The 26,768-nt window shown below is 55.2% G+C and carries 22 protein-coding genes and 3 tRNA genes; 16 read left to right on the plus strand and 9 right to left on the minus strand.

The annotated features are described in order from the left end of the window. Nucleotides 1-3 precede the first annotated feature (3 nt). Together DYU11_RS10295 and DYU11_RS10300 are read left to right on the plus strand one after the other, a co-directional pair. Entirely contained in the window at nt 4-1,488 is a 1,485-nt protein-coding gene (locus tag DYU11_RS10295; protein WP_119667606.1) for a SusD/RagB family nutrient-binding outer membrane lipoprotein, read from the plus strand. Between the two features lie 108 nt (nt 1,489-1,596). Next, nucleotides 1,597-4,422, plus strand: a complete 2,826-nt coding sequence (locus DYU11_RS10300) for a bifunctional YncE family protein/alkaline phosphatase family protein (protein WP_119667607.1) — start codon at nt 1,597-1,599, stop codon at nt 4,420-4,422. Nucleotides 4,423-4,495: 73 nt separating this feature from the next. Here DYU11_RS10300 and DYU11_RS10305 read toward each other — a convergent pair whose 3' ends face one another. Then, complete coding sequence (locus DYU11_RS10305; RefSeq protein ID WP_119667608.1) at nt 4,496-5,266, minus strand: glycoside hydrolase family 19 protein; 771 nt, start codon at nt 5,264-5,266, stop codon at nt 4,496-4,498. A 213-nt stretch (nt 5,267-5,479) separates the two neighbouring features. Beyond that, a tRNA-Leu gene (locus tag DYU11_RS10310) sits at nt 5,480-5,561 on the minus strand. 155 nt (nt 5,562-5,716) lie between these two features. On the opposite strand from DYU11_RS10310, the gene DYU11_RS10315 reads away from it, so the two are divergent. After that, nucleotides 5,717-6,136, plus strand: a complete 420-nt coding sequence (locus DYU11_RS10315) for a DUF3127 domain-containing protein (protein WP_119667609.1) — start codon at nt 5,717-5,719, stop codon at nt 6,134-6,136. Nucleotides 6,137-6,174: 38 nt separating this feature from the next. Here the strand turns inward: DYU11_RS10315 and DYU11_RS10320 are convergent. Continuing rightward, a tRNA-Lys gene (locus DYU11_RS10320) sits at nt 6,175-6,250 on the minus strand. Nucleotides 6,251-6,286: 36 nt separating this feature from the next. Here DYU11_RS10320 and DYU11_RS10325 point away from each other — a divergent pair. Further along, the gene (locus DYU11_RS10325) at nt 6,287-7,030 is read left to right on the plus strand and encodes a hypothetical protein (protein ID WP_119667610.1); all 744 of its coding nucleotides are present in this window, start codon (nt 6,287-6,289) and stop codon (nt 7,028-7,030) included. A 23-nt stretch (nt 7,031-7,053) separates the two neighbouring features. Here DYU11_RS10325 and DYU11_RS10330 read toward each other — a convergent pair whose 3' ends face one another. Then, nucleotides 7,054-7,887, minus strand: coding sequence for an SDR family oxidoreductase (locus DYU11_RS10330; RefSeq protein ID WP_119667611.1), 834 nt, complete (start codon nt 7,885-7,887; stop codon nt 7,054-7,056). 136 nt (nt 7,888-8,023) lie between these two features. Between DYU11_RS10330 and DYU11_RS10335 the strand changes: the two genes are divergently transcribed. Beyond that, the gene (locus tag DYU11_RS10335; RefSeq protein WP_158600264.1) at nt 8,024-8,479 is read left to right on the plus strand and encodes a CHRD domain-containing protein; all 456 of its coding nucleotides are present in this window, start codon (nt 8,024-8,026) and stop codon (nt 8,477-8,479) included. Between the two features lie 60 nt (nt 8,480-8,539). On the opposite strand, the gene DYU11_RS10340 is transcribed toward DYU11_RS10335, so the two are convergent. Then, on the minus strand, nt 8,540-10,792 hold the full coding sequence (locus DYU11_RS10340) for a T9SS type B sorting domain-containing protein (RefSeq protein WP_119667612.1): 2,253 nt from the start codon (nt 10,790-10,792) through the stop codon (nt 8,540-8,542). A 67-nt stretch (nt 10,793-10,859) separates the two neighbouring features. On the opposite strand from DYU11_RS10340, the gene rlmD reads away from it, so the two are divergent. Further along, entirely contained in the window at nt 10,860-12,317 is a 1,458-nt protein-coding gene (rlmD, locus tag DYU11_RS10345) for a 23S rRNA (uracil(1939)-C(5))-methyltransferase RlmD (RefSeq protein ID WP_119667613.1), read from the plus strand. 71 nt (nt 12,318-12,388) lie between these two features. Here rlmD and dnaB read toward each other — a convergent pair whose 3' ends face one another. Next, the gene (gene dnaB / locus DYU11_RS10350; RefSeq protein WP_119667614.1) at nt 12,389-15,004 is read right to left on the minus strand and encodes a replicative DNA helicase; all 2,616 of its coding nucleotides are present in this window, start codon (nt 15,002-15,004) and stop codon (nt 12,389-12,391) included. 357 nt (nt 15,005-15,361) lie between these two features. Between dnaB and DYU11_RS10355 the strand changes: the two genes are divergently transcribed. From DYU11_RS10355 to DYU11_RS10370, 4 genes are all read left to right on the plus strand, one after another. After that, entirely contained in the window at nt 15,362-16,327 is a 966-nt protein-coding gene (locus DYU11_RS10355; RefSeq protein ID WP_119667615.1) for a PhoH family protein, read from the plus strand. Continuing rightward, nucleotides 16,308-17,657, plus strand: coding sequence for a M43 family zinc metalloprotease (locus DYU11_RS10360; protein WP_229365758.1), 1,350 nt, complete (start codon nt 16,308-16,310; stop codon nt 17,655-17,657). Before DYU11_RS10355 ends, DYU11_RS10360 begins: the two co-directional genes overlap by 20 nt. A gap of 80 nt (nt 17,658-17,737) precedes the next feature. Next, the gene (locus DYU11_RS10365; protein WP_119667617.1) at nt 17,738-18,205 is read left to right on the plus strand and encodes a GNAT family N-acetyltransferase; all 468 of its coding nucleotides are present in this window, start codon (nt 17,738-17,740) and stop codon (nt 18,203-18,205) included. Next, nucleotides 18,205-20,355, plus strand: a complete 2,151-nt coding sequence (locus tag DYU11_RS10370) for a ComEC/Rec2 family competence protein (protein ID WP_119667618.1) — start codon at nt 18,205-18,207, stop codon at nt 20,353-20,355. The genes DYU11_RS10365 and DYU11_RS10370 overlap by 1 nt, the downstream gene beginning before the upstream one ends. Nucleotides 20,356-20,367: 12 nt before the next feature. On the opposite strand, the gene DYU11_RS10375 is transcribed toward DYU11_RS10370, so the two are convergent. After that, the gene (locus DYU11_RS10375) at nt 20,368-20,568 is read right to left on the minus strand and encodes a hypothetical protein (protein ID WP_119667619.1); all 201 of its coding nucleotides are present in this window, start codon (nt 20,566-20,568) and stop codon (nt 20,368-20,370) included. A gap of 118 nt (nt 20,569-20,686) precedes the next feature. Here DYU11_RS10375 and DYU11_RS10380 point away from each other — a divergent pair, with 118 nt between their 5' ends. From DYU11_RS10380 to holA, 5 genes are all read left to right on the plus strand, one after another. Then, nucleotides 20,687-21,367 carry a TetR/AcrR family transcriptional regulator gene (locus DYU11_RS10380; RefSeq protein WP_119667620.1) on the plus strand — a complete coding sequence of 227 codons (681 nt, stop codon included), beginning with the start codon at nt 20,687-20,689 and terminating at the stop codon, nt 21,365-21,367. 78 nt (nt 21,368-21,445) lie between these two features. Beyond that, nucleotides 21,446-22,777, plus strand: coding sequence for an ABC1 kinase family protein (locus DYU11_RS10385; protein WP_119667621.1), 1,332 nt, complete (start codon nt 21,446-21,448; stop codon nt 22,775-22,777). A gap of 107 nt (nt 22,778-22,884) precedes the next feature. After that, complete coding sequence (locus tag DYU11_RS10390) at nt 22,885-23,436, plus strand: deoxycytidylate deaminase (RefSeq protein ID WP_119667622.1); 552 nt, start codon at nt 22,885-22,887, stop codon at nt 23,434-23,436. Next, nucleotides 23,433-24,035, plus strand: coding sequence for an acyl carrier protein phosphodiesterase (locus tag DYU11_RS10395; RefSeq protein WP_119667623.1), 603 nt, complete (start codon nt 23,433-23,435; stop codon nt 24,033-24,035). The genes DYU11_RS10390 and DYU11_RS10395 overlap by 4 nt, the downstream gene beginning before the upstream one ends. Nucleotides 24,036-24,097: 62 nt before the next feature. After that, entirely contained in the window at nt 24,098-25,132 is a 1,035-nt protein-coding gene (holA, locus tag DYU11_RS10400) for a DNA polymerase III subunit delta (protein ID WP_119667624.1), read from the plus strand. Nucleotides 25,133-25,194: 62 nt separating this feature from the next. Here the strand turns inward: holA and DYU11_RS10405 are convergent, their stop codons facing one another. Both DYU11_RS10405 and DYU11_RS10410 read right to left on the minus strand, forming a co-directional pair. Continuing rightward, a complete protein-coding gene (locus DYU11_RS10405; RefSeq protein WP_119667625.1) occupies nt 25,195-25,674 on the minus strand; it encodes a response regulator in 480 nt (159 codons plus the stop codon). Between the two features lie 494 nt (nt 25,675-26,168). After that, nucleotides 26,169-26,242 (minus strand) — tRNA-Met (locus tag DYU11_RS10410). Nucleotides 26,243-26,351: 109 nt separating this feature from the next. Between DYU11_RS10410 and DYU11_RS10415 the strand changes: the two genes are divergently transcribed. Further along, nucleotides 26,352-26,744, plus strand: coding sequence for an START-like domain-containing protein (locus tag DYU11_RS10415; RefSeq protein ID WP_119667626.1), 393 nt, complete (start codon nt 26,352-26,354; stop codon nt 26,742-26,744). Nucleotides 26,745-26,768 lie beyond the last annotated feature (24 nt).

Consider the following 26,768-nt stretch of genomic DNA (forward strand, 5'->3'; position numbering starts at 1 on the left):
ATCATGAAACGTACGCAACTTTTTATAGTCATCCTCGCCATGCTGGGCGTCTTCACGACGTCCTGCGACAACAAGTTTGAGGAGGTAAACGCCAATCCCAACAACCCCGAGGTAGTCAACCCCGAACTGCTGATGGTGACCATCCTCCGGGGTACGGTGAACCAGATGGTCAACGAAGCCTTCTCGACGGGCAATGTCGTGGCGCAGTACTCGACCGAAATTCGCGAACCGAATACCGACCGCTACATCTGGGGTTCGTTCGATACGTGGGGCAACGGCTATACCGTGCTCCGCGACGTGAACAATCTTTACAAAATCGCCGAGGGGCGGCAGTTGAATAATTACAAGGGGATTGCTCTTGTGATGAAGTCGCTGATTTTCGCCCGCATGACCGATGCGTACGGGGATCTGCCGTACACCGACGCGCTGAAAGGTAAGGAAGAAGAACCCGTATATGCCCCGGCCTACGACCGGCAGGAAGTAATCTACCGGGGAATCCTCGCCGACCTCGCCGAGGCCAACCGGCTGCTGTCGGCAACGGGCGGTACGGTCCGGAGCGATATTCTGTACAACGGCGACATCACCCGCTGGAAACGGCTGGCCAACTCGTTGCGGTTGCGGGTGCTGGTTCGGCAGTCGAAGCGGGTAGATCCCTCGGCGGCCATGCGGGAAATTCTGGCTGACCCTGCGGCCAATCCATTGATTCTGAGCAATGCCGACAACGCCGTTTTGCGGTACGTTGAAGCGCCGAACCTGTACCCGCTCACGGGCCAGCGGTCTGGTTTCTTCTTCGACCGCCGGTTGAGCAAAACCCTCGCCGATCAATTGAACGCCCTGCAGGACCCGCGGCTCGGCGTGTTTGCCCAACCGACGGCCGCGTCGCAGGATGCCTTTACGGCCGGGCGTGGTCCGCTGGTTTATACGGGCGTCCGTAACGGCGAAACCGACCAGAATCTGGGCAGCAGCATCGACCGGAATGTGTCGGCACTGGGGTCGTCGTACTACCGGGGCTTGCAGGTAGCCGTACCAGCGCAGGGCCTGGTCATGACGGCCGCCGAGGTGCAGTTTATCCTGGCCGAAGCCGCTCAGCGGGGCTGGATTACGGGCAATGCCTCGACGTACTACACGGCGGGTATCCAGGCATCAGTTGAGTACTACCGCCAGATGTCGGGAACGAACATCAGCGTTACGCCCCAGTACCTGACCCAGCCAACCGTAGCGCTATCGGCAGATAGGGCGCTGGAGCAGATCGCGACGCAGAAGTGGATTGCCCTGTACTTCAACGACCTGCAGGGGTGGCACGAGTGGAAGCGTACCGGTTTCCCCCGGCTCCAGCCGTCGTTCGTGAACAACAACTCCAACCGGATTCCGGTCCGGTTCCGGTACCCGACCAACCAGCAGGTAACCAATCGGACAAACTACACGGAGGCCGTGAAGGTGCAGGGTCCCGACGATATCAATACCCGGCTGTGGTGGATGGGCAACTAAATCCGCTCCGGTCAACTCGAAATTAACCGGCTGTTCCCTGAGTGGCGATTGGGTTTTCGTCCGCTCAGGGAACACAATTGCTTGGAACCAACCCTATTTCCTGACTACATGATGCATAGTTTCTCAATCAGACGATGTACGGTCGCGGCACTCTGTCTGCTGCCGTTGCTGGGACAGGCGCAGCAAAAAAATCAATGGCTCATTTCGGCGCCGGCCGGTAAACAACCCGCGCGCATCGACCGCACTGGAACCACAATTCTGCCCAATGGCCGGTTCATCAAACCGATGGGGCGGCAGGTCACCGTGGCACCCCACCCCTACGGTCTGGTGCTGAGTCCGGACGGCAATACGGTCGTGACGGCCAACTCCGGAACCAGTCCGCTCTCAATCAGCATCATCCGGAACATTCAGGAAGCGGCTCCCGCTGTGCAGCAGATTCCGCCCGGTGCTAACTCGGACAAGGGTGTGCTGGCGTCGGTGTTCATGGGCCTGGCCATTTCGCCCAGCAACGGCGGGGGTTCTGCGAACCAGACAGTCTACGTGGCCGGTGGTCAGGAAAACCGCGTCTATCAGTTTGATCTGGCCACCGGCGAACCGCGTGGCTTTATCGACTGCTCAGCCAAAACCGACTCGGCGGATTACACCCACGGCTATATCGGCGATCTGGTGCTGACCCGCGACGGCCGGACGATCTACGCCGTTGACCAGATCGGCTTTCGGCTCGTGGTCATCGATGTGCCCTCGAAGCAGGTGCGTTTTAGCGTTCCCGTCGGGCGGTATCCGTTTGGCGTAACCCTCTCGCCCGACGAAAAACGCGTCTACGTGGCTAATGTCGGCATGTTTGCGTACAAACCCGTCGAAAGTCTGGATCCCAATAATATGGCAGGTACGGCCCTGACGTTTCCACCGTTTGGGGTCAACAGCCGCGAAGCCCGCGAGGGCATAAAAACCGATTCGGTGCGGGTGCCGGGTCTGGGTGATCCTAACGTGCCCGAATCTTTTTCGGTCTGGACGGTTGATGTCGGTGGAGCCACGCCACAGGTCATCGCCAGGACGAAAACGGGTATTCTGGTAGGCCAGAAGCTGGAAGATATTCCGGCCGTGGGTGGGGCCAGCCCCAACTCGCTGGTTGCTACGGCCGACTACGTGTTTGTCAGCAACGGAAACAACGACTGCGTATCGGTGATCGATGCCCGGACGCACGCGATGCTGAACAATATTTTTCTGAATCCTGAACCGCGCCTGGGGAATCTGCGGGGAATCATCCCGTTTGGTCTGGCGCTCTCGCCCGACCAGAAGCGGCTGTACGTAGCCGAAGCCGGTATCAACGCCGTAGGAATCATCGACGTACCGACCCGCCGGGTGTTGGGTCACCTGCCGGTCGGCTGGTTTCCGGCCAAGCTGGCCGTCACCCGCGACAATCAGCTGGTTGTGAGTAACGCCAAAGGCTACGGCAGCGGCCCGAACGGCGGCCGAACTTTTACGCCGGGGCCCGAAGGCAGCAACATCGGGAAGCTGATGAAAGGTACCGTATCGATCCTGCCGATTCCGGTGGATACTGAACTGGCCCGCTACACGCAGGAGGTGATTACCAATAATTTTACGTTCCAGTCGGCGAGTGCCTCCCGGCGGACCAACAACCCCATTCCGAACCGCCCCGGCGAAAAAGCGTCACCCATCAAGTACTGGGTGTTTATCTCGAAAGAGAACCGTACGTACGACGAGGTATTCGGTCAGCTGGCGACGGCCAATGGCGACCCGACGATTGCGCGTTTTGGTGAAAACGTGAGTATCTCGTCCCGCAATGCCAATACGCCCGCGCTTTCCGGGGTGTCTGTGATGCCCAATCACCTGGCGCTGGCCCGTCAGTTTGCCGTGGCCGACAACTTTTACGTAGATGCCGACCACTCCGCCGACGGGCACCGTTGGCTGGTGGGTACGTATCCAAACCAGTGGGTCGAAACCAGTACCTCGGCCAGCTACGGCAATAACCGGAGCATGCGGGCCAACTCAAAAGCGCCGGGAAACCTGGCCATATCGGGATCGTCGAGCGCCATCTACCCGGAAGACTACAACGAGCACGGCTCCATCTGGGATCACTTTGACCGCCATCGGATTCCGTATTTTAACTTCGGTCTGGGCCTGGGTCTGAACGCCCGACTGAACGATCGGGATTTTAAACCGCTGGGAGTAAAATACCTGGCTAACTTTCCACTGCCAGGCTCGCTATGGGAAAACTCGTCGCGGATGTTCCCGGTCTACAACACCGCCATCCCCGATCAGTTTCGGGTCGATCAGTTCATCAAAGAAGCCGAAATGCGCTGGGTCAAACAAGGGAAAGATTTGCCCGCCGTCATGACCCTCCGGATTCCCAACGACCACGGAGCGGGCGAACGGCCGGGTGACGGGTATCCCTACCTGCACAGCTACATGGCCGACAACGACCTGGCTATTGGCCGGGTGGTCGAATACCTCTCCCGGACAAAGTACTGGAAAAACATGGCGATCGTTATTACCGAAGACGATTCCCAGGGGGGCGTTGACCACGTGGACGCGCACCGGAGCGTACTGCTGGTGATTTCGCCCTACGTCAAACGGGGATACGTCGGGTCGGCGCACTACAGCTTCGGCAGTATTTTCAAGACGTTCTGGCATACGCTGAACACGCCGTACCTGAACCAGTACGACGCCGGGGCCAGCGATCTGTCGGATCTGTTTACCGACAAGCCTGATTTTACGCCCTACAATGCCAAACCCGTGGACGCCCGGCTGTTCGATCCGCAGAAGGCCCTGACGCCCCTGGATGAAAAGTTCAACTGGAAAGCCGTGGAAGCTAATTCTGAAATGGATAATCCGGCGCAGATGATCAAGGATAGTGAGAAACTGGATCAGGAACTTCGGGAGCAGAAAACGAAAAAGAAGGGCAAACAGTGATAAGGAGCCAGCCCGAAGCAGGAAGCACTCACAGCGAGCTGTGAGTGCTTCTTCGTTTTCGGCAGGGCCGCAGTCAGTTAACCGATACGGCGAGTAACTGGTTGTCGGGAACCACAATCAGGTATTTCTGAGTTAGGTGCGCGATGTCGTTGTCGTGGTCGGTGCCGTTGATGCAGCGCCGGGCCCCCACCAGGTCTGTTTTTACCTCGTTGATGTAGTCTGTGATTTTCCGGCCGGTAAAGTTGCCGGTTCTGAACCCGTGGACAAGGATAAACAGGGCAGTGTCCGGCTCCATGGCCAGGTCAGGGGTTTTGACCAGGTCAATGTCCAGTAGTTCCGAATAGTTTTCGTAGTTGTATTTCCAGGTCAGTTGCACATAGCCTCGGCCGTAGTACGGATAGTAGCGCAGGTTTTTGCGTCGCCATTCTTCGCTAAGCCAGAACGCTTCCCTGACGGGTCTGAAGGTTTTGGCCGTTTCCCATTCTACCGTGGCCAAGACGTAGGCGATCTGAGCACTCAGGGTAAGGCCCTGAAACGTACACTCCTTTACAATGGCCGCCATGGTGCCTTCTTTCGTCGAGAAGTCCGGACTGTTTACCGACCGATCAACCTTACTGATCAGAACAGCAATGGATTGTGGGCCAATCAGGTCGGGATTTCCTTCAAATACGTCCGTTTTGTATTCGGCCCAGGCCGTGCGGGTTCTGGGGCCTAACAACCCATCGATTTTACCAACGGGATAACCCAGAAATTTCAGGGCGGTCTGGAGTTCCTTCAGTTGCTTCTGCGTAAGCTGGGTCAGGGGCTTAGGCTCCGTAATGGCTTTTAGATCATCGAGTTGCATGGGAGTAAGGTGTAAGGGAGAGGTAACGTAAAGATACCCATTTATGACAGACCCGGGTAGGGGAGAAACCCCGTTTTTACGGACCATACCTACGGTTGAATCAGGTGGGGAACCTACCCGCAGGAGCCGGGGGATACGTCAATCGGGAAGCAACAAAAAAGCCTGATTCTGTTGTGAATCAGGCTTTTTGTTACGACAGTTGAATGTACGTTGTGACCACGGGGAGACTCGAACTCCCATGCCGTGAAGCACCACCCCCTCAAGATGGCGTGTCTACCAGTTTCACCACGTGGCCGTTGGGTAATTGCGGGTGCAAATATAGCCGTTTCGCTATTTAATCCAAACAGGTATGCCTAATCTTTTTCTGGTTTATCTGATCAGTATGGCCCTTTTTTCGGTAAAAATTCGTAATTTTATCTTTCTAAATCACCATTAAAAGTCCCAATCTGTATGGCACTTGAATTAATCGGAAAACTTATAAAAGTACTACCCGAAGTAACGGGTCAAGGTAAAAACGGCGCCTGGAATAAGCAGGAATTTGTGATCGAAACCAATGATCCTCAGTTCCCTAAAAAAGTGTGTATGACCGCCTGGGGTGATAAAGCGAACGACCTGAAGCAGTTCGCCGAAGGCGATACGCTGAAAGCCACATTCAGCCTGGAATCCCGCGAATACAACGAGCGCTGGTATACCGAAGCCCGTGCCTACCGGATTGAACTGGTTGAAGGGGATGCCATCCGGCCGGATACCGCACCGGTTGGTCGGTCGGAGCAGCCACGGCAGCAATCACGCCCAGCCACGCAGAGCCAACCCGCTGGTGTGCCGTTCAACACGTCGTTCGATGACGAAAGCAACGACCTTCCGTTTTAATCCGGCCAAACAAAAAGCCGCTCAATGAGCGGCTTTTTTGGTGATCCGGCTGGGACTCGAACCCAGGACCCATACATTAAAAGTGTATTGCTCTACCGGCTGAGCTACCAGATCGTTACATGATCAATTCCTGTATCGCGGTGCAAAACTATGGCGTTTGTTCGTTTAATGCAAGCCCTGCGTCTTAAAAAAAGTCTATTTACTGCTTTGCTCGCGCTGTCGTCGCTGGTACAGGCGGCTCACGATCGAACGCTGCATCAGGCTGATTCGCTCTTTGCCGCTGGTGCTCAGGCTGACGCAGCGTTGCTGTATGAATCGGTGATCGCTGAAGGCCACTCTGCTACCGATGCCATGCTGCTGAAATTAGCCAGTGCCTACGAACAGCAGAACGATATTCCCCGGCTGCTGTACTACCTCCAAGTGTATTTCGACCGTCATCCCGACGAGGCCGTACTGCGCAAAATGAACGACATTGCCCGGGCCAGTAACCTGAGCGGCTACGAAACCGACGATCTCAACTACTTTTATCTGTTTTATAAGCAGTATGGTATCTACCTGCTGCTGTTTTTACTTATTCCGGCTGGCTACGTGTTTACCGTGCTGGTCGTCAAGCTTCTCCGAAAAGAAACCATTCCGCGCCGTCAGAAATGGGTCATGCTGATATACCTGATCATGCTGCTTATTTTTGTGAACCTGCCCGAAGGGGTTCAATCGGGTATCACGAGCCACGAGCGGGTGCTGATTCGTACTGAACCCTCTTCGGCTGCGCCGGTTGCTGAAATCATCGGGCGCGGCAATAAGGTCAATATCCTGGGGAGTCAGGACATCTGGCTGCGCGTGCTCTGGCACAATCAGCTAGTTTACATCCGGCGCGATAATGTGTGGGTGATCTGACGGTTGATGCAATCGCCTGCCCGTCATTTGCTAGGTTCGTTGACTGCCCGTTGTTTCAGGGGGGAGTCTTTTTCTTTCGCCAGTGTGTTGAACACCAGCTTGTCCGTCAGGCCCGGCAGCAGTTTATTCAGCCATACCGTCAGTTTGCCCTGACCGGTCAGGATCAGTTCGCGTTTCCGGTTTTTGACCGCCCGCAGTATGTGGTCGGCTACTTCCTCCGCACTCATCATGTTTTCTTCGTCCCGAACGGTTTCGCCCGTCACCTGGCCGTGACCGTTCAGCGCCGAAAAACGAATGTTCGAGGCCGTAAAGCCTGGGCAGGCGGTCAGCACGTGTACGCCTTCGTGCAGCAGTTCTGTACGTAACGCTTCCAGAAAGCCGTTCATGGCAAATTTGGACGCCGAGTAACCACTCCGGACCGGTAACCCGCGGTACCCCGCGATGGAGGAGATGCCCACGATGGAGCCTTTGGCCTGCTGGATGTAGGGGAGGGCGTACCGGGTGGTGTAGACGGCGCCCATGAAATTTATGTCCATGACCCGACGCATAACCTCAGGGTCGGTGTCGATAAACATTGACCGCATCGTAATGCCGGCGTTGTTGATGAGGATGTCCAGCCGGCCGAAGTGGGCGATGGTCTGGTCGATCAGGTGCTTCACGTCCGCTTCAACGCTGACATCGGTCGTAAGCGACAGCGTTTGAATATTGGCCTGCCGAAGTTCGCTGTCCACCTGTTGGAGCGCGTCGGCTTTCCGTCCGCAAATGACAACCCTGGCCCCGGCCCGACCAAATGCAAAGGCCAGCGCCCGCCCGATCCCCGACGACGCGCCGGTAATCAGTACTACTTTATGCTGCATAGATTTCTGGGAGAGGTTCCGTGACAATTCTACCGGAACGGAGTTATTACGGGTAGAACGGCCCGGCCCGGTTCCAACAGCCACAAATATAGCAGGAATGCGGCCAGGCTTTACCTCATGTATCCAATTTAGCCCTATGAACAAACGATTCCGGATTTTACTGACACCCGTTCTGCTGGGGATGCTGCTGGTACAGGTTGCCTGCGAAAACAAGGATCCCGACCGGCGCGCTACGGTTGATTACGAAGCTACCCTGAACAGTGCACAACTGGTGGGAGTCGATCAGTCGTCAACGGCGACCGGTACGTTTACGGGGGCGTATAACAAAGAAACAAAGGTGCTGTCGTACACCCTGACGCTGGCGGGGGTGACTCCCTCGCAGGTGTATATCGCACAGGCGCAACCCGGTATCAGCAACGGCATTGCCGATATTGTGCTGCCCAATCCGCAGGGCAGTACGCTGACCGGCGAAACCGTGCTTAGCCAGCGCCAGGAAAACGATCTGATTTACGGCAACTACGCGGTTATTGTCCGCTCGTCCCAGTACCCAAATGGCGCAATCCGGGGAAATATTCAGGCAAGGAAGTTTTAGCCGATACGTCGTCCCGCCAACCGGTTCACATGAACCGGTTGGCGGGACGACGTATCGGTGTTATTTCAGGAGCGTGACCGATCCCTTGAAGCTGCGTTTGGTTGTCTGGATGAGGTAGTAGTAAGTACCCGCGGGGTAGTCCGTACCATACCAGCGAAATTTCGGGTCGGTCGACGTAAAGACTACCCGGCCCCAGCGATTCAATATCTCCACCGTCTTAAACCGCTCCACGCAGTTGCCTTCGGGCATGTCTTTCACGGCAAAGAAATCATTGATGCCGTCATTATTCGGCGTAAATACGTTCGGAACGGTAAGGTCAAAGTTGGCGGCCCGGTCTTTGACCACAAACGTAATGGTAGTTGTGTCGGTATGCTTTGGCTGACAGCTCCGGTCGTCGGTGACGAAGTCCATGGTGAAGCTGGCTTCGGTTTGCCCGTTGAGCAACTCGCAGGTCGGGCGCCACTGGAACGCGGATTGTAACGTTGGCAGGCCGGTTTTACCCGCAAAGGTCATCCCGAGCTTCGTGTAGTCGAACCCCCGGCCCGCGGCAAACAGCCGCAGCGTATCGCGGTCGGCATCGTTGGCCAGTACGTCGAACGCAACGGCCCCCGCCGAATCGGTAGGACTGACGGTTAGTTCGACGACCTGCTTATTGAGGGTGGTGCGGATGGAGGGTGGCTGACTCGGCAGGCCCACGGCCGATAGCTTCACCGTCACCGTGTCGCGGAGGTTGCGGTTGCAGCGGGTGTCGGTTACGATAAAGTCAACCAGATATTCCGACTGGGTTGCCTGCGTGCAGGTCGGCTTCCAGGTGAATGGCCTCGACACTTTACCCGTTCCCGATCCCGACGAAAAACTCATGCCCGCCTGACTCAGCGCAAAGCCACGGCCCACGGCCTGGATGGATATTTCATCGTTGTCGGGGTCGTTGCCGAAGGCATTGAACGTAAGCGATGAGCCGACTGTTACCCGGCTCTGGTTTCCCGTCAGGTCAGTAGCAGCATCCGGCTTCTGGTTGGCGTCGGGCACAATGTTCAGCCGAACGGTCAACGTATCACTCAGGCCCTGGGGACAGCCCTCGTCCGTCACCCGGAGCATAAGCGTAACGGGCTGGCCGGGTTGCCCAACGCACCGACCGAAGCAGAACTGTGCCCGGAGCGTGTCGCGGTTCGTGCGGGTGAGGAGCTGGCCGGGGGTTATGGTCAGCCCGGGCAGCGAACCGCTCATGTTGATGACCTGTATCCGCTGGTTGGGATTCGGATCGGTTACGAACAGGTTCAGGCAGTTCTGATCCTTTTCGTTGATGGTCAGCACGGCACCTTCGGTATAGAACGCCGACTGGCCATCGGGCCGTAGCAGTACTTTAGGCGGGTCGTTTTTGGCGCAGTCGATAACCAGTACCTGGTAGTCGCGCCGAACGCGCCCGATGCGTACCCCTCTCCGGAATTCATCGACCTGCACCGAGAAGACGTGCAACCCAACGCGGTTGGGCGTAACGGTCAGTTGACCGGTACGGGCGTTGACGCGGAGGGGCTGGGAGCCGGAAATCTGGTTGATTTCCGACAGACCCGTGTTCCAGGTGACCGGCGGGTAGGGGCCGGGGTAAAACGTAGGGTCAATGCCGCGGTTCAGCGCTCCGGGGTTCGGATCAAGCCGGCTGCTGAATCCGTTGTACGGGGTAACGAGCGCATACGTCAGGCTGTCGCCGTCGGGGTCTTTAGCGCTAAAGTCAAGCGTAAACGGCTGATTGATACAGGCATAGTCGCCCTTGGGGATCGTGAACACCGGCGATGAGTTGGTGCGGTAAGAACCTGCTCCAATGGCCGGAAACTCGAGGTAAAACGTTGAACCGGCTCCGCCCGGGTCCTGAATGTTCACGACGCTTTGATTGCGGCAGCATCGTTCCCAGGACATGTAGTACCCGGCCGCATCGTTGAACAAATTCGGGTCGAGGTTCAGATCTACGCTGTGTCGAATCAGCCGGGTACGCAGCTCGCCCGACTGGCAGACCGAGTTGGTATAGGGTACGTACTCGCTGCTGACCCGGTTGAGCGCGACAAACCCGATGAACCGGTTGTTGCGTTTGGCGTAAATACCAATCGATACGCGGCCATCGTCGGCACCCTGGTCGCCCTTAATGTCGTCGAAGTACAGGTTCAGAATAATGCGGTGGGAAAACGGACTTTGTACGCCAAGGTATCGTAGTTCCAGTTCGCCCCCCACAATGTGCGTTGCCTGAGCTACCCCACAGCTAATCAGCCAGAAACCAATCAGCCACACCCGCCACCAACCACTACGGTAAAATTGCATCATATAGGAATGAATGGGAAATACAGGTCGTCCGAAAACGACTGCTTAAATTAGCGGTTTATTTAGACTTATGCGTAACAAGACTCATAAAAAACCCGAACGGTTGCATACCGTACAAATTGATGCGGTTGCCGCCGAAGGGAAATGTATAGTCCGCACCGACGATGGGGTTATCTTCGTCGAAAATCCGACCGGCGGACCCGGCGTTGCCCCGGGCGATGTGGTGGACCTGCGGATTACCAACCGTAAAAAACAATACCGTGAGGCCGTTGCCGAACGGATCCATGAGCGGTCGCCGGTCCGGACAGAACCCTTCTGCGAACACTTCGGTACGTGCGGGGGCTGCAAATGGCAACACATCCGCTACGATGAACAGCTGCGGTTCAAACACCAGCAGGTTGTCGACCATCTGACGCGCATTGGTAAAGTGGCCTTGCCGACCATCCGGCCCATTCTGGCGGCTGAACCTACGCAGTATTACCGCAACAAACTGGAATTTACCTGCGCCGAAGGCCGCTGGATGACGACCACGGAAGTGCATACCGACGAACGTATCGACCCACGGGCGGTGGGCTTCCACGTGCCCGGGCGCTTCGACAAAGTGCTGCCCATCCGCCATTGTTACCTCCAGCCCGATCCGTCCAACGACATCCGCCTGGCCGTGGCTGAATACGCGATGCGCCATAACCTGTCGATGTACAACCTGAAGGTGCATACCGGCTACCTCCGTACCCTCATTATCCGAACCGCATCGCCCGGCGTGGACTCGCCAGACCAGGTGATGGTAACGCTTCAGGTGGCGCAGGATAATCCGGAAACGCTGGAAAAATTATTACGTTTCCTGCTGTCGACGTTCCCGCAGATTACGTCGCTGAACTACATCATTAACACGAAGAAAAACGATAGCTACCAGGATCAGGACGTTATCAACTTTGCCGGAACGCCTTATATCGAGGAGCGGATGGATGATGGGAGCGGCCGGCCATTAACCTTCCGGGTTGGCCCCAAGTCGTTCTACCAGACCAACGCCCAGCAGGCGTTTACTCTGTACAAAACAGCACGTGACTGGGCCGGACTGACCGGCAGCGAACGGGTGTATGACCTGTACACCGGAACCGGAACCATTGCGCTGTTCGTGGCGCGGCAGGCGCAGCATGTCGTTGGGGTGGAGTACGTTGAGGCTTCGGTAGCCGATGCCCGGATCAATGCTTCGGTGAACGGCATAACCAACACAACCTTCGTGGCCGGCGACATGCGCGATATCCTGACCGATGGGTTCTTTGACAAGCATGGTCGGCCGGAGGTGGTGATCACCGATCCGCCCCGCGCCGGTATGGACGAAGCCGTGGTTCGGCAACTGCTCAAAGCGTCTCCCGACCGGATTGTGTACGTAAGCTGCAACACGGCTACCCAGGCCCGCGACCTGAGCTGGCTGGACGAAGGCTATACCGTAGCTGATGTGCAGCCGGTCGATATGTTCCCGCACACGCATCACGTCGAGAATGTGGTTCTTTTAAAAAGGAGATAGGGGAGGAAAGGGAGGAGAGGAGGAAAGGGACATTGATCAGTTTCTTTCCTGCCTTCCTCCTTTTTCTCCCTTTAAAACGGCGTTTCCTGCGACGGGTCGGCTTTGCCGAAGTTGGACAGGTCGTTGGCTTTGCTGCGGAAAACGTTGCCACCGACTGGGGGCGCCGAATCGCCGGGCCGGTCGAAGCTGCTCAGACCGTTGACGTCGCTGCTGAAGCCCGGGGTTTGTACGGGCTCAAAGTACGTATCGAGGTCGCAGAACTTGGTAAATTTATTGACGAAGCGGAGCTGAATGGTGTCGAGTGAACCGCTTCGGTTTTTAGCAATGATGACTTCGCCGATGCCGAGGGTTGAGTTACCGTTTTCGTCCTGCGTGATGTTATAATATTCCGGACGATACAGGAACATAACCATGTCGGCATCCTGCTCGATGGATCCCGATTCCCGAAGGTCCGAGAGCTGCGGTTTTTTGTCGCCACCCCGCGTTTCAACGGCCCGGCTCAACTGCGAAAGGGCAATTACGGGTACGTTCAGTTCCTTCGCCAGGTTTTTCAGCGCCCGCGAGATCGACGCGATTTCCTGTTCGCGGTTGCTGCCTTTGCTATGGTCGCCGGTCATCAGCTGCAAATAGTCAATCACGACCATCTGAATATCGTGCTGCGCTTTCAGCCGGCGGCACTTGGCCCGAAGTTCCAGAATGGAGAGGGCCGGGGTGTCGTCAATGAAAATGGGCGCTTCGGTAAGCCGCTGAATCTTGTGGTGCAACTGCGTCCACTCGTGCGGGGCCAGGGTTCCTTTCCGGATTTTCTCGGAATCGATTTCAGCTTCGGCCGAGATAAGACGGTTGACAAGCTGCACCGACGACATCTCCAGCGAAAAGATCGCCACGGGTTTACCATGGTCGACGGCCGCATTCCGCAGCGCACTGACGACGAATGCCGTATTGTGCGTAACCGTCATGTCTTCCAGCAGGAACAATCGATTGCCGTCAATCGCAAACCCGTAGTAATCGTCCACCTGATCATACTCGACCCGAATGCCAGTAACTCGCCAGTCGGCACGAGCACGGAGCGGGCGTGCTTTCTTCCGCTCAATTCGAACCGGAATACTATCCAGATTGCCGAAGATTCGCAGACGATAGACCGTAGTGGAAAAACCACGATTGGCAATGCTGGCTGTCTTTTCTTTCAAAGATGTACGGAAGCCCAGCGTATCACATAGATACTTAAGTTCTTCGGCTAACTGTTTATTTTTCTGCGTTATCTCGTAGCAGTTGAATGCTTCCTGGTAGTGACCATCGCTATCGATCAGACCCGCCAGCAGTTTCAGGCGATTCGCCGTTGAATTAATGAGATAGGCCTTTGGTATGTGCTTATTCTCGATTACAGAAAGACCACGTAGCTGCTCCTGTACGTTGAAAGTAGCCTTGATACCCCGTTGGCCGGTCGTGATGGCGTGGTTTGGGGCTTTACCTGCCTGTTGATACGTAGAGAACGTCAAATTTAATTCGTCTGCATACCCTTTCAGGTAATCTACTACCTCCGCGTCGATATTGGTGATACGAGAGGAGTAAGCATGGCCGTCGCCGAGCCACAGACCGACAAAGTAAGGATCAAGCGGAACCGCTTTTTCCGGAAATTCAACGGCTACTTTGTAGCCCTTGTAGTTACTTTTAAACTTATCAGACTTAGTTAGATAATCCTGAACGGTTATGTTAAGCACATCGCCCTTGCGGTGAGGCCCTTCGTTGCGGCTGCGTTTAAGTGACAGAATGTGACTCTCATTCACCCGATAACTCATGCCTTTATTCTGGTGGATCCAGTACATTCGTTCCCGGCCACGGGCAATAGATAATACCCGGCGGGGCGTCGAATCGTCACCCATCAGCAGATCGCCGGGTTTGACATCCTCTACGTTTCGAAGTGAGCCGTCGAACATGACTACTTTCGTGCCTTTGCCCAGGCACTTACCCATCGCTGGCCTCGCGGCCAGAATGATAAGTTCGGTTGGTTGCCAGCCCGACGTAACGCGGTCGAGGTTGGTAAAGCCTGATGGAACCCCCGTCAGCCCCTCCTGGTGCTTCTTGGTTTCCATCTCGTTGAGGGCCTGCCGCACAATGGTACTCATGTCGGCGTAGTTCTTCTTGATGTTCGATTCCGAAATCTTGAAGAGCGACTGCTCGGTGCGATCAAGCAGTTCAAACACGTCGGTCGTGTCCTCGTAGGCATCGCGCAGGATGCTCGACGACATGGCGATCAGGCCCCGTTTGAGTGACTGCTCCGTAATGACCCGGGCGTGGTACTCAATGTTGGCGGCAGAGTTAACCTTAAAGGTAAGTTCCGATACGTAGCCACCCCCACCGACGATTTCAATTTCGCCGGTTTTGCGCAGTTGCTGCGTAACCGTGAGCAGATCAATAGGGTCGGAATTAGAGAACAGCGTCAGGATTGCGTTGTAGATCCGCTGGTGGGCTTCCTTGTAAAAGCTTTCCGGCTTCAGAATGTCAACAACCGCCGAAAGCGCGTCTTTCTCAATCATCAGGGCGCCCAGAACCGCTTCTTCCAGATCAAGGGCCTGGGGCGGTAATTTGCCGAGGCCAGTGTCGAGCCAGTGGTTGCCGGCTTGCTGACGTCCACCGGCTATAGCAGATGGTTTGCGAAGATGTTGATTAGGGCGTGCGTTTTCCATGACTTATGCAAGTTTACGCAATCCGGACCAGATCAGGCAACCCTCCGCCAATGTACCGTGCGCTTCATTACGTGACTTACTGTCGTAACATTCTGGTAATGTTTGCAGTACTTCACCGAAAAATTTTCCTAATTTTTTGGCAACGGTTTGAGTACGTACTACGTACTGTAAGGCAGGAGCGAATGTAGGCTGTCCGTCAGCAAGATAGTAATTTCTTAATATAAAATAAAACAACGCGGAGGAGATATTACTTTCAGTAAGAAACGGAGAGAAACGAATAAATTTTCCGCAAAAAGTGTTGCACAAGCAGGAAGAACGCTTAATTTTCGGAATCACTCTTAAACGTTATCTAGTCATTTGGTCGAAAAAGTCATCACCCTCGACAATGTTTCGCTCATTGATTTTCTGGGCGTAGAAAACAACAACATCAAGGAAGTCGCTGCTGCTTTTCCGATGAGTAAGATCATCTCCCGCGGCAATGAAATCCGGATCAAAGGCACCACGCCCGAGATTACCCGCATCAGCGACATCATGGATTCGCTGATTCAGCATTACCAGAAATACGGCCGGGTTACGCACGAAAACGTACAGACGTACCTGGGGCAGAGCGGTATACAAACCAGCAGTGGTACCGGCATTGCGCCTACGCTCCCCGACGACGAGGATGTGCTGGTGTATGGAACGCGGGGGATAGTCGTACGGGCCCGGACCGACAACCAGAAACGCCTGGTCGAAGCCGCCGAAAAGCACGATCTGGTGTTTGCCATCGGACCGGCTGGTACCGGTAAAACTTACACCGCCGTGGCAATTGCCGTACGAGCGCTGAAAAATAAGGAAGTAAAAAAGATAATCATTACCCGCCCGGCCGTCGAAGCCGGTGAAAATTTAGGCTTTTTGCCGGGCGACCTGAAGGAAAAAATTGATCCGTATCTGCGCCCGATCTACGATGCGCTCGACGATATGATTCCGGCCGAAAAGCTGAAATTTTACCAGGAGAACCGCATTATCGAAATTGCACCGCTGGCGTATATGCGGGGTCGGACGCTGAACAACGCTTTCATTCTGCTCGACGAAGCGCAGAACACGACGCCGATGCAGATGAAGATGTTTCTGACCCGGATGGGACCTAATTCGAAAGCGATCATTACCGGCGACCGGTCGCAGATCGATTTACCCAATCGGCAGAAGTCAGGTCTGATTGAGTCTGTTGATATTTTAAAAACGATTAAAGGCATCGCTTTTGTTGAACTGGATGGACGCGATGTGGTTCGGCACCGGCTTGTGCGTGAGATTATTACGGCCTATGAAAAAGCAGGTCAATAACCTGAATCCCTTTTTGGCAGGAACCGGCTGGCGTTGGCTGGCCGGTTCTTTTGTGCTATTACTAGCCCAGGTTGCCGCTGGGCAGTCGACTCCTGAGCCGGTCTACAAACGCTGCGGAATTGCTGACTATGAGCAGCAGGTACTACAGCGCCGGAACCCACTTCGGCAGAAGCAGATCGAGGAACTGAACCGCCAGGTGGAGCAGGTGCTGCAGGATCGCCAGTACCTGCGGCTGAAAGCCAACGAAACCGTTTACCGCATTCCGGTGGTGGTACACGTCATTCACAGCAACGCGTCCGGTACGGTCGGGGGCTCCAACAACCCGAATATCACCGACGAGCAGATTCAGTCGCAGATTCAGGTTCTGAACGAAGATTACCGCCGGAAAGCGAATACCAACGGCTTCAATACCAATCCGGTAGGGGCCGACACGGGGATTGAGTTTTTCCTGGCTACGTCTGATCCGGCCGGGAACCCGTCCAACGGCATCACCCGGCATTATTACCCGCAGCAGACCGCCTTTGACGTATTCAACGACGACGTGCTTCTTTCACAGATTTCGTACTGGCCCAGTGACCGCTACCTGAACATCTGGGTGGCACCGCTGGAAAACAATTACCTGGGCTTTGCGCAGTTTCCGACTACGGCCGATACGCTCAAAGGTCTGGAACCAAGTGAAACAAACGAGTTCATCGACGGCCTCATCATCGATTACCGGAATTTTGGACGCGGTACGGGGCCCCTGCGTTCAACCTACAACCTGGGCCGGACGGCAACGCACGAGATTGGCCACTGGCTGGGTTTACTGCACCTGAACGGCGATTCGCCCTGTGGAACTGACTACGTTGGCGACACACCACCGACGGAAGACCTGAATCAGACTACGGTCTGTAACGAACGGTTCTCGAACTGTTCGGGCCGGCGCAGCCGCGATATGATCGAAAACTACCTGATGTACTCCCCGGACGCCTGCATGAACGTATTTACGCAGGGCCAACGGGACCGCATGCGGGCTGTTCTGGCGCTGAGTCCCCGCCGGGCCCGGCTGATCCGGTCGGTCGAAGCGCTGCCGGAAACCGAAACTCTGACCTTGAACGTATTTCCCAATCCCGCAACGGAGAATCCAACGGCGGAGATTCAATTTACGGGGTTTCAGTCGTTTTCGGTCGATGTGCTGGATATGGGTGGGCGGGTTGTTCGTAACCTGAATTATAACAATGCCCCCAGCACCCGCGTGGCCCTACCCGTCAACGGCCTGCCGACCGGGCTGTACGTGGTGCGGGCCAAAACCGGCGATCAGGCCGTTAGCCGACGCCTGCTGATTCAGTAATTTTTCGAAATTTGCCGGGCTTCAGGCGCCAAGGCTGCCGAATGGCGGGCCCGGTATGTCTTTTTTGTAGTGTTACGTTCATGATTGACGTTTTACCCATTACCAACCCCGACGATCTCGATACGGCCTTCAGTATCCGTCGGACCGTATTTGTTGAGGAGCAGCACGTGCCTGCCGAGGAAGAATATGATGAGTTTGAAATAGGCAGTACGCACTTTCTGGCCCGTGTCGACGGGCAGCCGGCCGGAACAGCCCGCTGGCGACGTACCTCAAACGGCATTAAACTGGAGCGCTTCGCCGTGCTGCCCGAGTTTCGTCGGCGCGGGGTTGGCAAGGCGCTGGTGCAGACGGTGCTCGACAGTGTGTTTTCGCAGCTTCCCGAACCCATCGAACGGATCTACATTCACGCCCAGGTATCGGCCATGCCGCTGTATGAGGGCTTTGGCTTTGTTGCGGTTGGCCCCATGTTTGACGAGTGCGGCATCCAGCATTATAAAATGGTATTGCCCGGGGCCAATATGCCGGCTTCGTCTTCTCTGCAGGAATAATGAAAGGCCATCCGTTTGTCCGCTACGCAACGGGCCTGATTGGGGGGATTCTCCTGTACGTGTATGGACCTCATTGGTCAGGTATCCCGCTGCTACTGGCCGGGGTGGGCGGGACAGCGTATCTGGTTGGTTTTTGGCGAAACCGGCAACGTACCGTTAAACCCCTTCAGACAGCACAGGGGATGGGTGCCTGGTTGCTGCTACTCAGCCTGGGGTGGTGTATTACCTACCAGCGAACAGCCGCCAACCGTCCGGACAACATCAGTCACGTAGCCGATACGTTGCGGGCCTATGAAGGGGTGGTTGTTGCGCAGCCCGAAGAACGAGCCAAAACGTACCGGGTAGAACTCGCGCTTCGGCGGGGGGCCTGGGCCGGATCCTGGCATCCGCTCAGCGGTCGGGTTATTGTGTACCTGGATAAACTGAACGAGTCTAGTACAGATTCAGCCGGTCCGGGTGCGTCAACCGTCAGCAGACCACGATACGGCGAAGTCTGGCTGGTAAACGGCGCCCCCCGGCCTATCGACCCGCCCCTGAATCCCGGTGAGTTCAACTACAAGCGGTACCTGAGTTACCGGAATATCTACCACCAGCAGTACCTCCGGCCGTATCAGCGACAGATACTTGCCCTGGCCCCGTCAAGCCGGCTGACGGCCTGGGCGTCGGCGGTCAACAACTGGGCTGATAGTGTGTTTACCCATCAGATCGGGGCGGGTGCCCGGGCTGAATACGGCATCGTGAACGCCATGATTCTGGGCGTGCGCGACGATCTCGACATGGATCTCTACCGGGCGTATGCTTCGGCCGGGGCCGTGCATATCCTTTCGGTTTCAGGCATGCACGTCGGAATACTGTTCGCCGTCCTGACGTTCCTGCTTAGCTTCCTGCTTAAACGCCCGAAGGGTAAAGTGCTGATGGCGGTGCTGCAGCTGCTCATTCTGTGGTTTTACGCCCTCGTTACGGGTCTGTCGCCCCCGGTGCTTCGTTCTGCCGGGATGTTTACGGTGCTGATTATTGCCGGTGCCAGCGGCCGGTCACAGCTCCTGGCCAACACACTCGGCGCTTCGGCTTTCTTTATCCTGTGTTACGACCCTTACGCCCTGTTTTCGGCCGGATTTCAGCTGTCGTATCTGGCGGTGGCCGGCATCGGTGCGTGGCAGACGTCGCTCTACCAGTCACTGACGACCAGGGGCTGGCTGCTGGACAAACTATGGCAGATTACGGCTGTAGCGCTGGTGGCGCAGCTCATTACGTTCCCACTGGGCGTGTACTACTTTCACCAGTTTCCGACGTACTTTCTGCTTGCTAATCCGGTCGTGATGCTGCTGTCGTTTCTACTACTGCCCTTGGCGATGGTTATCCTGGCCGTAAGCTGGATACCGTTCGTCAATACGCTGGTCGGCTGGGTTTTGTGGGCCGTTGCCTGGCTGCTGAACCGGGCCGTCGAAGGGGTAGGGCAGCTGCCGGGGGCTATCTGGGAAGGACTCTGGCTGTCGGAAGAAACGATGGTATTCGTCTACGCCGTGATTCTGTGCGGGGCCGCGCTGCTGCTTACCCGACGGCGTACGTATCTCTGGGCTACCTGGGCGTCGGCGGGTTGCCTGGCGGGGCTGCTCCTGTGGGATAGCTACGGTCAACAGCACCAACGGCGTCTGGCGGTGCATTTTCTGCCCCACCGAACGGCCGTGAGCCTGACCGAAGGGCATGGCAGCACGCTCCTTACCGATGCCGATATGGCCGGCGATCCGCGCTCCTACGAGTTTTACCTGAAGAATACGTTTGGGCAGTGGGGCGTTACGAACCTGACCCTGGCCAGCACCAGATCCGATGCAAGCCCGGCCGTTCGGGCGTATCGTCAGACGCCCGACTATGCCCTGTGGGTCTGGCACGGGAAGACGATCCTGCTGGTTAACCGGCTTTCAGGCCGGCATCAATGGCGACTGCCGGCCGTGATCGACTATCTGATTATCCGGCGCAACGCCCTCCGCGACTGGAACGAGCTGACCGGGCGCGTTGTGGCCCGGACTATTATTTTCGACGATTCGAACAAAACACCGCTGACCGATAAACTGCTGGCCGATGCCCACCGACTGGGTATCGCCTGTTATTCCGTCCGGCAGATGGGCGCCTACGTACAGGAACTACGCTGAAGAAACGGCCGGTCAATCGGGCCATTTCTCCAGACCAGACGCAATCCGCAGGGCGCGTTGTACGTCTTCCCAGTAAAAGCCGCTTTCGTAGCCGGTCGACAATCGGTCGCAGGTGTCCAGAAAATCGTTGGCAGCATCGAACCGGATGCTGGCCTGTTGTTCCGGCGTAAGCTCGTCGGGGCCGGAGTCAGGGTGGTTTGCTGGCGTTTCCATGTTACCAAAGATAAAACATTCGCCGATGTGGGCGGCCGTAGCATTGGGTTAATTTTCCGACAAGTGATTGCGGGCGGATCCATAAACTTTTCCTCTGCACATACCGTTTCCCTACTATATGGAAACGCTCGAAAAAATCCGTAAGGCGTACACAGAATACGTTCTTGAAAACGGTAAGCAACCCACCTCCGTTTTCCAGTTTGCCAAGAAACTAAAAATCGCCGAGGCTGACTTCTACACGTACTATGCCTCTTTCGATGCGATTGAAGCCGATGTCTGGCTGGCTTTCTTTCAGGATGCCAAAGCGACCGTAGAGGCCGATGAAACGTACCAGACGTACTCTGTCCGCGAAAAAGTTCTGGCTTTTTACTATACCTGGATTGAACTGCTGAAAGCCCAGCGCAGCTTTGTGGTGTATAGCTACGGCCGTTTGCGCGACGAAGGCGCGATGGCCCGGCCTACGTCACGGGCGGGTCTGCAGGCTCGTCGGGCCGGTGGCCGGAGCCAGGTACTTCAACCGTTCAAAGACGCGTTTCTCGACTTTGCCCGCGATCTGTTGGCCGAAGGGCGCGAAAGCAAGGAGGTGGAACCCCGGCCGTTCGTTACGGATCGCTACCCGAATGCCCTGTGGATGCAAACACTCTACATCCTCGACTTCTGGGTCCGCGACGTCAGCAAGAACTTTGAAAAAACGGACACCGCCATTGAAAAAGCGGTCAATACGGCCTTCGACCTGATTGGGCGCTCCCCACTCGATACCCTGTTTGATTTCGCCAAGTTTATCTACCAGAATCGATGAGTGAATTGGTGAATTAGTGAATGAGCGTATACCAGACATTCACTAACTCACTAATTCGCTCATTCACTAATTGAACGAATGAAAACCCAAAATTCCGTTCCAACGACCAAAGTTGCCCGGGCCAGTCAGTTTGTGAAGGCCGGTGTGAAGGTAGGGGGTAATTATATCAAGCATTACAGTCGTAAGCTAGTCAATCCGGAGCTGTCGAAAGACGAACTGCATAAGGATAACGCGGCCGATATCTACGACGCGCTGAGCGAACTGAAAGGGTCGGCTCTGAAAATGGCGCAGATGCTGAGCATGGACCGGGGCCTGCTGCCGGTTGCCTACACCGATAAGTTCACCATGGCCCAGTATTCGGCACCGCCCTTGTCGGGGCCGCTGGTAGTCAAAACGTTCCGGACATACTTCGGTAAGTCGCCGAATGATCTGTTCGACAAGTTTGATATCAACTCGGTAAACGCGGCCAGCATCGGACAGGTACACCAAGCCTGGAAAGACGGGAAAAAACTGGCCGTCAAGGTGCAGTACCCCGGCGTGGCCGACTCGGTAAGCTCGGATCTTCGCATTGCCAAACCACTGGCCGTCCGGCTGCTCAACCTCGATGAGCGGCAGATCGACCGGTTCATGGGCGAAGTGGAAAGCAAGCTGCTTGAAGAAACCGACTATGAACTCGAACTTCGGCGCAGCATCGACATCTCGCAGGCCTGTGCGCACATCGAGGGGCTGGTTTTTCCTAAATACTATCCCGAGTACTCAAGCAAGCGCATTCTGACTATGGACTGGCTGGAAGGCCAGCACCTGAAGGAGTTTCTGGCCACGAACCCCTCCCAGGCCGTACGCGACCAGATCGGGCAGCTGCTGTGGGATTTTTACGACCACCAGATTCACACCCTCCGGCAGGTACACGCCGATCCGCACCCCGGCAACTTCCTGATGCGGGCCGATGGAACGATGGGCGTCATCGACTTCGGCTGCGTGAAAGTCATCCCGGATTTTTATTACGAGAATTATTTCCGGCTGATCAACCCGGATACGATCCAGGACGTAGCGCTGACCCGGCAGATTTTTACCAATCTGGAGTTTCTGGTGCCGCAGGATTCTGAGAAAGACCGTACGTTTTTCTCCGACCTGTTCGTGCAGATGATCGAGATGCTGGGAGCCCCCTTCGCCGTCGATGAGTTTGATTTTGGCGACGACGACTATTTTACCCGGGTCTATGCTTTCGCCGACGAACTCTCGCGGCTGGAAGAACTTCGTTCGTCAAAAGTGGTACGTGGATCGCAGGACGGCCTGTACGTAAACCGCACGTATTACGGCCTCTACGCCATGCTGAACGAACTGAAAGCCCGGGTCCGGACTACCAAGCCCGACTGGCTCCGGTCGCAGAAAGCGACGCAGGTGGCCTGAGTGACTAAACTAAATCGCCATAGATTACACGGATTTCACAGATGACTAGTCGTTTTATATCTGTGTAAGCCGTGTAATCTGTGGCGATCGTGTTTTATATTTACAGGATGCTACTCACGTCCGACGACACCATAGCCACCATTCAGTCCGGATCTGTCAGACCCCGGTTTGACGATATTTTCATGGAACTGGCCGTCAACCTGGCCAAACGCTCGCATTGCATCAAAGCACAGGTCGGGGCTGTGCTGACCAAAGATACCCGTATCATCTCCATCGGCTACAACGGGCCGCCGGCTGGCACGCATAACTGCGACGACGAGTTTCCGGGGGTTGGCTGTCCCCGCGACTCCAAAGGTTCGTGTTCGCTGGCCCTGCATGCGGAAGAGAATGCTATCCTGTACGCAGCCAAAAATGGGTCGGAGGTAGCCGGAGCTACCATCTACGTTACGCTGTCGCCCTGCATTGCCTGCGCCCGGATTATTTACAGCATGAAAATCGCCCGGGTCATCTATTTGCACTCCTACGCCGAGTACAAAGGCATCGCATCCGACGAAGGTGTTGACTTCCTGCGAAAATTTGGCGTGGCTGTTGAACGTTATAGTCCTGGCGAGGGTGTAACGCTTGTATCAGAACCACCCCTCACCAAACGAACCGCATGAATATTCTGGCGCACGGCTATCTATCGAATCGAAACGAAGAGCTAATCGTCGGGAACTTCATTGCTGATTTTGTTAAAGGCGATCCGGCCCACCCGCGCCATGGGTTGCTGCCGGGCGAAATCGCCGGGATTCGGCTGCACCGGGCCATCGATACGTTTACGGATTCTCACCCGGCCGTGGCCGACGTTCGCGAGCTGCTGTACCCGCGCTGTCATAAATACGCCGGAGTGGCCGTCGACGTATTCTTTGACCACTTTCTGGCCGTCCGCTTCGCCGAACTGACTGGTGAGCCACTACATCTGTTCGTTCCATACTTCTACCACGTACTGACCCGGCATACCCGGCGATTTCCGGCTTCGGCGGCCCGCATGCTGGAGGCCATGATTCGCTACGACTGGCTGACTCATTACCAGACTGCCAGGGGCATAGACCGTACGCTCAACGGATTGTCGCGCCGGACCGCCTTCCCATCCGGCCTGGATACGGTCATTATCGATTTTGAACGGCATTATACCACCATTGGCCGGGCTTTTGATGAGTTCTGGCCGCAGCTGGTTAGCCACTGTCGCCAGACGCTCATGGAAATCAGTTTGCAGTAGGCATTCACCGTTGGGTGGCGTATTTTTGTGGTTCACCGTTGCTTTCCGATTGCCTGTTGCTTATGATTGCTGCTGTTGATACCCTGCTGAAAGACATCCGTAACAAACGAATCGCTCCTGTTTACCTGATCCACGGCGACGAGCCGTATTACATCGACCGTATCGCCGACGAACTCGAAAAAGTGGCTATTCCGGTGGCCGAGCGGGGTTTTAACCAGTTTGTGCTGTTCGGAAAAGATACGGACGTGGGGGCCGTACTGAACTACGCCCGTCGGTATCCGTTCATGGCTGAGCGGCAACTCGTGTTGGTGAAGGAAGCCCAGCAGCTCGGCGGCATCGGCGATAAATCAGCCCAGACCCTGCTGGAAGATTACGCGCTGAATCCACTCTCCAGCACCATCCTGATGCTATGCTACGTCAAGGAAGACGGCAAACCTGGTCTCGACGAGCGGAAAGCCTGGGTAAAAGCATTCGGCCAGAAGGGAAAACTGCTTGGCGTTAAGAAACTCTACGAAAACAAGATTGTAGACTGGGTTGCCGAGTACTGCCACGAGCAGGGCACCAAGGTGAGTCCAAAAGCCTGCCAGCTCCTGGCCGACCACATCGGCAACGACCTGAAACGACTGGCGGGCGAAATCGACAAAATCCTGCTGAACCTGCACGTTGGGGAAGAAATCTCGGCCACCACGGTGGAGCGGCTGGTCGGTATCAGCAAGGAGTACAACGTGTTCGAACTACAGAAAGCCCTCGTGCAGCGCGACGTTGTGAAAGCAAACCGCATTGTCGATTACTTCGCCCGCAATCCAAAAGATAACCCGCTGGTGGTGCTGCTGGCCCAGTTGTTTGGGTACTTCAGCAAGGTCTTGATGGTGCAGGCATCGCCCGACCAGAGTGAGAAAGGTGTAGCCTCGCTGTTAGGCGTCAATCCGTTCTTTACCAAAGATTATCTACAGGCCGCCCGTACGTTTCCGCAGGTGAAAGTGGCTGCCATTATCCACGCCATCCGCCGGGCCGACGCCCTCAGCAAAGGAATTGATGCGCCCACAATGAACGAAGGCGATATTCTGCGCGAACTGGTATTTGACGTATTACACTAACGCACATCAACCGATAGCGGGGACTTCACTGAAACCCTCCGCTATCGGTTAACCCAGCCTGCTTAGTTATTCGGCAGATCCTGAACGTCGAGGAGCTGAGCCGAAGAAAGCGGTTGATGCCCCAGGCTGTTCCAGTAGGGCCTGAGACAATCAACCGTAGCGCTGGGCTTGTGATAAACAATCTTTTTGGGCAGGTAAGCCGACGCGCCGAGGGCAAGGCATCGCTCCATGGTCTCTCTCTGTTCCCAGCCTGTCACCACAACAATGGGAATGGTCTTATACTCACTGTTCTGTTTCAGAAAAGTAAGCAGTTCAAAACCAGTCAGGAGCGGCATATCCAGGTCCAGCACAAGCAGGTCGGGTAAGCGGCCATCCAGCAGATGCGTAAGATGAGTCAGTAGTGAAGGGCCATCCTGAAACGTTCGCACGACGGAAGGCCTGTAGTGATGAGAAAGCGCCATCTTAACGAACAGACAATCGTCCTGATCATCATCGACAACATAAAATAAAGGAGTGTGTACGGTGGGTACTGAAGCAGTCATTGCTGTAACTTAACGAAAAGGTATATACGTTTGGTGGAAATCGGTCATAGCGTGTTGGATAGTTCAGATTGAGCGGGCAGAGTCGGGGAGTAAATTGATTGGAACAGCGCTACAAATCAACAAGGAATCGGGTAAGCCGTACAACATATCCTGTGCTGAAAAGCAGGGCAGGATAGTGCAAGCCTGACCGCCAAACCCTGTCGGTGAAAACAGGAAGCCGATCAAGATCGATGCCGTGAAGTCTCATCTGCGAATGAACCGTATGTTAAATGTGCAGGATACGCTGGAAAGGCGTTTACCATAGTATGAGACAAATGTATTGTAAAATTAGTAATAACAAATTGTTTGTTCTTATATATATTATTTGGTAACAAAATAATGAACAAAATCGATATAGTCTATAAACTGTAAACTACTCATTCGTGTGCACAGGAATGCAAAAAGGGTTTAAAAGCAAAAGCGCTCATTGATTGGTTCAATGAGCGCCTGAGTAGTAGCGGGGAGCAGGATCGAACTGCCGACCTTAGGGTTATGAATCCTACGCTCTAACCATCTGAGCTACCCCGCCATTTTGGTACCACAAAAGTAGGGAAAAATTGACTTGGCACAACATATTGCGTTGACTTTCGCAAAAATTTTCGTTTACCTTTGCTCGAGTACCCTTATCATTTTCTGTTATGGAGAAATACAAATTTGTCGCTGAATATGAACTCCGGGCGTCCCCAAAAATGCTGTTTCCCTACATTAGTACCGCGTCTGGCTTATCGCAGTGGTTTGCTAATAAAGTGAATACGTTACCTGAACAGCGATTTGATTTTCAATGGGACAACGAAAGCCACATTGCCCGGCAGGTTTCGCTGCGACAGAACAAAGGGGTTCGTTTTGAATTTCTGGATACGACCGATAATGGCTCCGATAACAACTACATTGACTTTCGGGTAGACCAGAGCGAATTGACCCAATCTACTTACCTCCGCGTTACCGACTACTCGTCGAACAGCGATGAAGCCGAACTGAAAGACCTCTGGGACGGTTTACTAGAAAAGCTCCGTGAAATTGTAGGAAGTTAAAAATTGTTAGATTCCGGGGCTTCT

The sequence above is a fragment of the Fibrisoma montanum genome (assembly GCF_003583365.1).
GTDB classification, from domain to species: domain Bacteria; phylum Bacteroidota; class Bacteroidia; order Cytophagales; family Spirosomataceae; genus Fibrisoma; species Fibrisoma montanum.

Coding starts and splice junctions, on each gene's coding strand:
- DYU11_RS10295 (WP_119667606.1), top strand. CDS start 4: ATGAAACGTACGCAACTTTTTATAGTCATCCTCGCCATGCTGGGCGTC.
- DYU11_RS10300 (WP_119667607.1), top strand. CDS start 1,597: ATGATGCATAGTTTCTCAATCAGACGATGTACGGTCGCGGCACTCTGT.
- DYU11_RS10305 (WP_119667608.1), bottom strand. CDS start 5,266: ATGCAACTCGATGATCTAAAAGCCATTACGGAGCCTAAGCCCCTGACC.
- DYU11_RS10315 (WP_119667609.1), top strand. CDS start 5,717: ATGGCACTTGAATTAATCGGAAAACTTATAAAAGTACTACCCGAAGTA.
- DYU11_RS10325 (WP_119667610.1), top strand. CDS start 6,287: ATGGCGTTTGTTCGTTTAATGCAAGCCCTGCGTCTTAAAAAAAGTCTA.
- DYU11_RS10330 (WP_119667611.1), bottom strand. CDS start 7,887: ATGCAGCATAAAGTAGTACTGATTACCGGCGCGTCGTCGGGGATCGGG.
- DYU11_RS10335 (WP_158600264.1), top strand. CDS start 8,024: ATGAACAAACGATTCCGGATTTTACTGACACCCGTTCTGCTGGGGATG.
- DYU11_RS10340 (WP_119667612.1), bottom strand. CDS start 10,792: ATGATGCAATTTTACCGTAGTGGTTGGTGGCGGGTGTGGCTGATTGGT.
- rlmD (WP_119667613.1), top strand. CDS start 10,860: ATGCGTAACAAGACTCATAAAAAACCCGAACGGTTGCATACCGTACAA.
- dnaB (WP_119667614.1), bottom strand. CDS start 15,004: ATGGAAAACGCACGCCCTAATCAACATCTTCGCAAACCATCTGCTATA.
- DYU11_RS10360 (WP_229365758.1), top strand. CDS start 16,308: ATGAAAAAGCAGGTCAATAACCTGAATCCCTTTTTGGCAGGAACCGGC.
- DYU11_RS10365 (WP_119667617.1), top strand. CDS start 17,738: ATGATTGACGTTTTACCCATTACCAACCCCGACGATCTCGATACGGCC.
- DYU11_RS10370 (WP_119667618.1), top strand. CDS start 18,205: ATGAAAGGCCATCCGTTTGTCCGCTACGCAACGGGCCTGATTGGGGGG.
- DYU11_RS10375 (WP_119667619.1), bottom strand. CDS start 20,568: ATGGAAACGCCAGCAAACCACCCTGACTCCGGCCCCGACGAGCTTACG.
- DYU11_RS10380 (WP_119667620.1), top strand. CDS start 20,687: ATGGAAACGCTCGAAAAAATCCGTAAGGCGTACACAGAATACGTTCTT.
- DYU11_RS10385 (WP_119667621.1), top strand. CDS start 21,446: ATGAAAACCCAAAATTCCGTTCCAACGACCAAAGTTGCCCGGGCCAGT.
- DYU11_RS10390 (WP_119667622.1), top strand. CDS start 22,885: ATGCTACTCACGTCCGACGACACCATAGCCACCATTCAGTCCGGATCT.
- DYU11_RS10395 (WP_119667623.1), top strand. CDS start 23,433: ATGAATATTCTGGCGCACGGCTATCTATCGAATCGAAACGAAGAGCTA.
- holA (WP_119667624.1), top strand. CDS start 24,098: ATGATTGCTGCTGTTGATACCCTGCTGAAAGACATCCGTAACAAACGA.
- DYU11_RS10405 (WP_119667625.1), bottom strand. CDS start 25,674: ATGACTGCTTCAGTACCCACCGTACACACTCCTTTATTTTATGTTGTC.
- DYU11_RS10415 (WP_119667626.1), top strand. CDS start 26,352: ATGGAGAAATACAAATTTGTCGCTGAATATGAACTCCGGGCGTCCCCA.